Raw genomic sequence first — 6,683 nt, 5'->3', positions numbered from 1 at the left:
GGCGAGACGCGCGTGGCGGGTGGCGTGACGCGCCCGCCACCCGCCACGCCGGTGTTCAGCCCCGCGGAGCGCCCGCGGCCGCCGTGCGGCGGCGGCCCGCGCGGGTGATCAGCACCGCGCCGATGACCATGAGCAGCCCGACGCCCGCAGCGCCGAGGCCGATCGTCACCAGGTCCGTCTCCAGGGGCGGATGCTGGGTCTTCGGCGTCCCGTCCGGGGTGGCCAGGTGCTCCTTGCCGGTGTACTTCACCGGGGCCGTCCCGTCGGCGGGCGGCTTCGCGGAGGCCCGGACGGCGGCCGCTGCGTCGATCGGCCCGTACCCGACCAGCGCGTTGCGTCCGTCCGCCGGATGGTGTGCCGTCTTCGTCAGCAGGGTGCGGACCTGGGCCGGGGTCAGCTTGTCGTTGTGCGACAGCATCAGGGCCACCACGCCCGAGGTGAGCGCCGCCGCGGGCGAGGTGCCGTTGACCGGCTCGTAGCCGCCCGTGTTCTTCGCGCTCATGATGGCCACGCCGGGCGCGGCCACCGAGTTGTACGTCCGGACCGTGGAGAACTCGGCGCGGCTGCCGTCCTGCTGGGTGGCGGCCACGGCGATCACGCCCGGGTAGCCCGCCGGGTACGAGGCGTCGTTGAACATGTCGCCCTCGTTGCCCGCCGAGGCGATGACCGGAATGCCCTTCTGGGCCGCCCGGGCCAGGGCGTCGACCTCGTCCTCGTCGACGCTGTCGCCGAACATCTCGCCACCGAGCGACATGGAGATCACATCGGCGCCGTGGTCGACCGCGTAGTCGATGCCCTGGCTGGTCGGGCTGGCTCCCTGCTTGAAGTCCCCGGGACCGTGGTCCTCCTTGTCGTCGATCACCCGGACCGACAGGATGCTCGCCTTCGGGGCCACCTTGAGGACGTCCGAGGCCATCGCGGTGCCGTGGCCGCCCCAGGCCGGATCGCCGGGCTGGAGACCGTCCTTGAGGAAGTCGGGGCCGGTGGTCACCTTGCCGTTCAGTGCCACGTGGTTGGTCATGACGCCGCTGTCCAGGACCGCGACCTTGATGCCCTCGCCCTGGGAGGTGCGTTGCGCCGACGCCAGGCCGAGCGCCTTCGCCTCCCAGCCGGTCGGCGTGGGGTTGGCGGCGGCCGCGGGCGGCGCGGCGGCCACGCCCAGCACCGAGCCGAGGACGACCGCGGTCATGGCCGTGGCGAGGCGCGCGCCGGTGTGTCGCCGGACGCTCATGAGGTCCCCTCCGTCAGCAGGTCGAGGTAGTGGACGTTCAGGGCGTCGACGAGGCCGTCGGCGGCGCCCCGCCACGGGGCGCGGTCCTGCTTGGCGTCGATGCTGTACTTGCCCCACTCGCCGGGCAGCTCGCCCGCCTTGCGGCCGTCGACGGAACCCGCGGAGGCCACGAGCGCGTAGGGGAGGTACAGGTCGGTGACCGACTGCCCCGCCGAGCCGTTGGCCCCCGCGTCGCTCCACTTGGCCGCGATGGTGCCGGGGACGGCGTACGCCTTCACTCCCGGTCCCGGGTTGTCCTTCTCCTTCTCGGCGTCGAAGAACGTGCTCATCTCGGTCTTCGCGGAGTCGCTCTTCGGCAGGACGATCAGCGCCACGGTCGCGACGGTGTTGCCCGTCGGGTCCACGTAGGTGGCGCGCAGGACGGCCTTGCAGCCGAGCTTCTCCGCCTGGGCCGCGGTGGCCCCGCTCAGCCCGTCGTCACACCCGGTCTTCTCGGATATCCCGATGCGGTGCCACTGGGCGCGCTTGCGGTCAGGCGTCCGGGCCTCGCCGGTGCCCTGCCGGGGCGCGACGAAGTCCGGGAAGAGCTTGTCCGCGGGCTCGTTGCGCCACATCGACGCGCCGTACTCGGTGCGGTTGGGGATGTCCTGGCTGGCGTTCGAGAAGGCGTGCGCGGTCAGCGCGCCACCGCCCAGCATCGCGAGGGCGCCGGTGATGCCGAGGAAGGCGGTGAGGCAGCTGCGCCCGGTGTTCTTCTGCGGCTGCGCGGGCGGCGGTTGCGGGGCGGCCCCGGTGCCGTACGGAGCGCTCTGGTGCCCCTGACCGGCGTACGGCTGCCCCTGACCGGCGTACGGCGGCGTCCCCTGCCCGCCGTACGGAGTGCCCTGGGACCCCTGGCCGCCGTACGCCGGTTGCCCCTGCCGGCCCTGCGGGGCGCCGGGCGGCGGGGACGGTGGCATGGGTGGTGGGGGCGGCACGGGCGCCTGGCCCTGCTGGGGTGGGTATCCGTAGGGCCCGGCGCTGCCAGGGCCTTCAGGTGGTCTCGGGTACGACATGGCGCCCCTCCTCGGTGTCGGCGGCCGATGAGCGGGCGCAGAACGGCAGAGGAGACCAACCTCCTACGGCACACGCCCCCGCACGTGCAGAGGTGACCCTACAGATCATCGCTGGACACGCAGTAACCGACCCCGGACCTCCCCTGGGTCGGGCACTAGCTCCGGCGGTAGACGGTGAGGGAGTGGCCGACCTCGTCGACCGGGCGGCTGTGCTCGATCAGCGCCGCCAGCCGTCCCCGCGCCCAGGCGACCGAGGAGTCCGAGACGACGAGCAGCCCGTGCACCCGGTCCGGGGGCACCCGGCGCGGGTCGGGGGCGTGGATGCCGTACGCGGACGGCACACCGCTGCCCTTGTAGACCAGCCACACCCGCTCGTGCCGGTAGCGCTCCCGGAGCCGGTCGGCCAGCCGCCCCAGGTCCTGGCCCCAGTCGACGTTCGAGTCGTGCAGGAGCAGATGGGTCCTGGCCGGGCCGCCGAACGCCTCGTTGGCGTACGGCAGGTAGTACGGGTAGGTCCGCAGCGAGCTGACCGCCACGCACACCACCAGAGCCGCCGTCACGCCGAGGGCCCCGCGCCACCGGAGCGTGACCACCCCGGCCGCGGCGACCGCCAGGAACATGGGCAGGAAGAGCGCGTACCGCACGCCGAGGTCGCGGGCTCCGTTCATGGCCACGGCCAGCAGCACGGCTGCGGGCAGCAGGACGTACGGCGCCGCGGGCCGCATCCGGGGCACCGCCACCATCGCGACGGCACCGATGGCCCACAGCGCGAGCATGCCGAGCGGCGTCTTCACCAGCAGCGCGGCGGGCAGGTAGTACCAGAGCGAGCCGTGGTACCGGCGGCCGAACAGGAAGCCGCGCCACGGCTGGTTCTCGAACCCGAACTGGATGCGCATCCCGTCGCGGAACGGCTCGGGGACCGGCAGCAGGTCGACCGCGAGCCCGCGCAGCCCGTGGACGGCGGGCACCTGGCCGGGCGTGGTCCAGCGCAACCGGGGGTCGACGGCGAGATACGCGGCCCACACCACGGCCAGCGCGACCAGCGCCATGCCCACCGCGCCCGCCACGCCCAGGGCCAGGTTGCGCGCCGTCCCGCGCGGACCGGTGCCGGATGTCCGGTGCGCGTACGCGTACGACAGCACCGCCAGGAGCATCAGCACCGGAACCGCGGGCAGCGCGCTCATCTTGGTGGCCACGGCCGCGCCGAGCGCCGCCCCGGCGAGCGGCAGGTGGCGTAAGGGGCGACGGCGCGCCCGCCACAGCAGCCACACCGAGGCCAGCAGGAAACCCGCCATCGGTACGTCGAGCGTGGCGAGCGAACCGTGCGCGATGACATCGGGCGAGAACGTGTACAGGGCGAGCGCCGCCACTCCGCCCACGGGACCGGCCAGCTCCGTTGCGAACGCGAAGACGACCAGCCCGAACAGCAGCGTCAGCACGATCACGGGCAGCCGCGCCCACAGCATCACCTGCCAGGGGTCGTTGCCCGACTCGTACAGCAGACGCCGCCCCAGCGCCCCCTGGTCCCCGGCGAAACCGGGGGCGAGGCGGGCGTGGGCGAACAGCAGCCCGGTGGCGATGAGGAGCTTGCCCAGCGGCGGGTGTTCGGGGTTGAACCGCAGGCTGTGTTCCTGGAGGTACGTCTTCGCCGTCCCCACGTACACCGGCTCGTCGATGGTCGGCGTCTGCTCCACGGCCGCGGTCACCATCGCGACGGCCATCTGCGCGAGCAGCACGGCCACGATGACGGCCACGGCCACGGCCATCCGGCGACGCGGCCGCCGCGGCTCACCGAGCCGCGGCCCGCCGTGTCGCGACTCCCCGGCCCGCGCCACCGGACCCACGGCCACCCGGGTCACCCTGTCGAGGACACCTGCCACGTGCATGGAACCCGACCATAATGGTGCGCATCCGCGAACGGGCTGAGGAACGCGAACTCGGCGCGAACCGCAAAAAGTGAGGCGTGGGCGCGGGCGTGCGGGTTAGCGGGCCGTGCCGAAGTCCTGCGTCCAGTAGTGGTCGGACCCGGAGAGACCGACGCCGATCTCCTTGAAGTCGCAGTTCAGGATGTTGGCCTTGTGACCGGAGCTGTTCATCCAGCCCTCCATCACGCTCTTGGCCGAGCTGTAGCCGTAGGCGACGTTCTCGCCGTAGGTGCTCCACGAGTAGCCCGCGGCCTCGATCCGGTCGCCCGGCTGCGACCCGTCGGACCCGGTGTGCGACATGTTGCTGTGCTCCGCCATGTCCTTGCTGTGGGCCTCGGCGGCCTCGGTGAGCTTCGCGTTCACCTTCACCGGCGAGCAACCCACCTTGGCGCGCTCGTCGTTGACGAGCTCCACGACCTGGGCCTCGGCGCTGGACGCCGCGGTCGACGGGGAGGCGGCGGCCTTGGTGGCGGGGGCGGTGGTGGCCGGGGCCTTGGACTCCGCCGCCGCCGGAGCGGTGTCGGAGAGGGTCGTGGCGGGGGCGGAGGTCGTGCGGGTTCTCGGCGTGGCGGAGGCCGACCGCGACGCCCGCTCCGTTTCCTTCGCCCGTTTCGTCGGCGCCGCCTTCTCCGCGTCCCGGTGGTGGCTCTTCTTCTCGTGCCACCGCTGTCCCTGCCCCTGCTCCGCGGTCGCGCGGGCCTCGACACCACGTGCCTGGCTGCCCTTGTCGTCCGGACCGTCCAGACACGCCATCGCGACGGACGGCACACCCACGGCGGCCGCCGCGACGGCAGCGACGGCTATCTTCCGGTGGTGCGTCTTCGTGGTCCGGTGCTTGCTCATGCGTGACCCTCACTCGGTAGTCGCGGCACGCCCTCCCCCGTGTACGGCCGACTCTGGGCGGAGCGATGCCAGAACTGCCGAGGCGCTTGTGGGCCGTCATTCTTAGGGCCGCGCCGAAAGCAATGCAACAAATGTTCGCTACTACCGAGGGTCGTAGTGCGGGGCGTCGCTTGCGAAGGAACACCGAGGTGTGCTGCGGAGGTCCGGTGAAGGAGATGTGACGGTGTCCCGCCGTCAGAACGCCTGGTGGCCTTGCGACCGAGCGGGACACCGGACCCGCGGCGAACCCGGATACGACATGTCGGCAAGGGCCGAAAAGTCTCCGATTTCGCCGAGCGGGTATCTACTATTGCGCCCCGTTCGTTCCCGGGGCCGGTGTGACTGTTGTCATGGGTTCGCCACGATCAGTTCGAGGAGATCCGTCAGTGCGAGGAGACCGGTCAGTTCGAGGAGATCCGGGCGGCCACGCAGGGGTCCTCGTTGCGGTAGCCGAGGCGGGTGTAGAGCCGCTCGGCGGGAGCGTTGTCGGCGAGCTGCCACAGGGTGCAGAAGCCGTGACGGCGCACCGCGTACCGGGTCAGCCACGAGGTCAGCGCCGCGCCGAGACCCTGGCCGCGCTGCGCGGCGTCCGTCGCCACGGACGCCATCAGCGGCGCCCCGCTGTCCCGCAGGCTGCTCATGGCGCCGCAGGCCACCAGTCGGCCGTCGTCGCCGCGGATTCCGCACCACAGACTGACGTCCGCGGAGCCGGGGCCGGTCGAGTAGGCGGGGCTGTGTTCGCCGAGGAAGTCGAGCAGCTCGTCGTGGTGGCTTTCGTCCAGGACGACCACGCGCTCCTCGCCCCGCTGCACGGGCGGTTCCTCCAGCGTCCAGCGGAACACCCACTCGACGATGTCGTTCACCGGCAGATGGCGGGCGACCAGGGCCTCGGTGCCACGCGGCCCGGTGAACTCCCGCACCTTCTCCGGACGGCGCTGCGCGGCGCGCAGCACCAGCCCGGCGGCGGGCTCCGGGCCGCCGACGGTCCACACATGGCCGCGGACGTCGTCGAGCCACGCCGCGGCGCCATCGCCCGACCAGCTGAACCGGTCGGCCGGGCGCTGCCGGGCGGCGCCGAATCGCAGCAGCGCGGAACCGGGTCGCAACTCCAGGCCCTGGTCGAACAGGTCCGTGGTCCGGGGAGGAAGAGTCGTTGCCAGCATCGCTCTCAGGAAGGACGTAGGGAGGGACGGCGACAGCCCGGACACGCGCGGGCGCGACCGGATACTGTCCTGCTGAGGTATGGGGAGCCCGTCGGCGGCTGCGCGCGCGGGCGCGCCCGGCCGAGCGGGCGGTCCACTGTCGCATACGGGCCCGGGCCCGGGGCAAATCGGCGACGGCCCTCACCAGGGGTTCGTCCGACCGCCGCGGAGGTGTCCCCGGCCGTTCAGAACGCCGACGCCGCGCGTCCCCCTGTGCGGGGCGGGGTCAACGGCCCCTGGATGCCGGGCGATCCGCGCCGTACGCGTCGGGCCGCATCTCGCCGAGCCCCCGGGCGCGGATGTGATGGCCGCGACAGCTGCGCCCGGCCGCCCGCGCTCCGGCGAGCGGTGCCGCCCAGCCCGTACCCGTCCCGTGCGGCCGCCTGCC

General features: G+C 73.0%; 5 protein-coding genes. All 5 read right to left on the bottom strand.

Annotated features, from left to right (window positions below):
- Window positions 1–55 precede the first annotated feature (55 nt).
- The 5 genes from EEJ42_RS36085 to EEJ42_RS36065 all read right to left on the bottom strand — a co-directional run bounded on the left by EEJ42_RS36085 (window position 56) and on the right by EEJ42_RS36065 (window position 6,256).
- Entirely contained in the window at window positions 56–1,231 is a 1,176-nt protein-coding gene (locus EEJ42_RS36085) for a S8 family peptidase (protein WP_123106419.1), read from the bottom strand.
- The gene (locus EEJ42_RS36080; RefSeq protein WP_246097590.1) at window positions 1,228–2,190 is read right to left on the bottom strand and encodes a hypothetical protein; all 963 of its coding nucleotides are present in this window, start codon (window positions 2,188–2,190) and stop codon (window positions 1,228–1,230) included. Before EEJ42_RS36080 ends, EEJ42_RS36085 begins: the two co-directional genes overlap by 4 nt.
- A 251-nt stretch (window positions 2,191–2,441) precedes the next feature.
- Window positions 2,442–4,172 (bottom strand): phospholipid carrier-dependent glycosyltransferase, encoded by a 1,731-nt coding sequence (locus tag EEJ42_RS36075; protein WP_123106418.1) that lies wholly within the window; start codon window positions 4,170–4,172, stop codon window positions 2,442–2,444.
- 96 nt (window positions 4,173–4,268) lie between these two features.
- Window positions 4,269–5,054 (bottom strand): CAP domain-containing protein, encoded by a 786-nt coding sequence (locus EEJ42_RS36070; RefSeq protein WP_123106417.1) that lies wholly within the window; start codon window positions 5,052–5,054, stop codon window positions 4,269–4,271.
- Window positions 5,055–5,494: 440 nt separating this feature from the next.
- Window positions 5,495–6,256, bottom strand: a complete 762-nt coding sequence (locus EEJ42_RS36065) for a GNAT family N-acetyltransferase (RefSeq protein WP_123106416.1) — start codon at window positions 6,254–6,256, stop codon at window positions 5,495–5,497.
- Between the last annotated feature and the right edge of the window lie 427 nt (window positions 6,257–6,683).

The organism is Streptomyces botrytidirepellens (genome assembly GCF_003721215.1).
Taxonomy (GTDB): Bacteria; Actinomycetota; Actinomycetes; order Streptomycetales; family Streptomycetaceae; genus Streptomyces; species Streptomyces himastatinicus.
The sequence above is the reverse complement of the archived record's forward strand: the minus strand, read 5'-3'. Positions and strand labels throughout refer to the sequence as shown.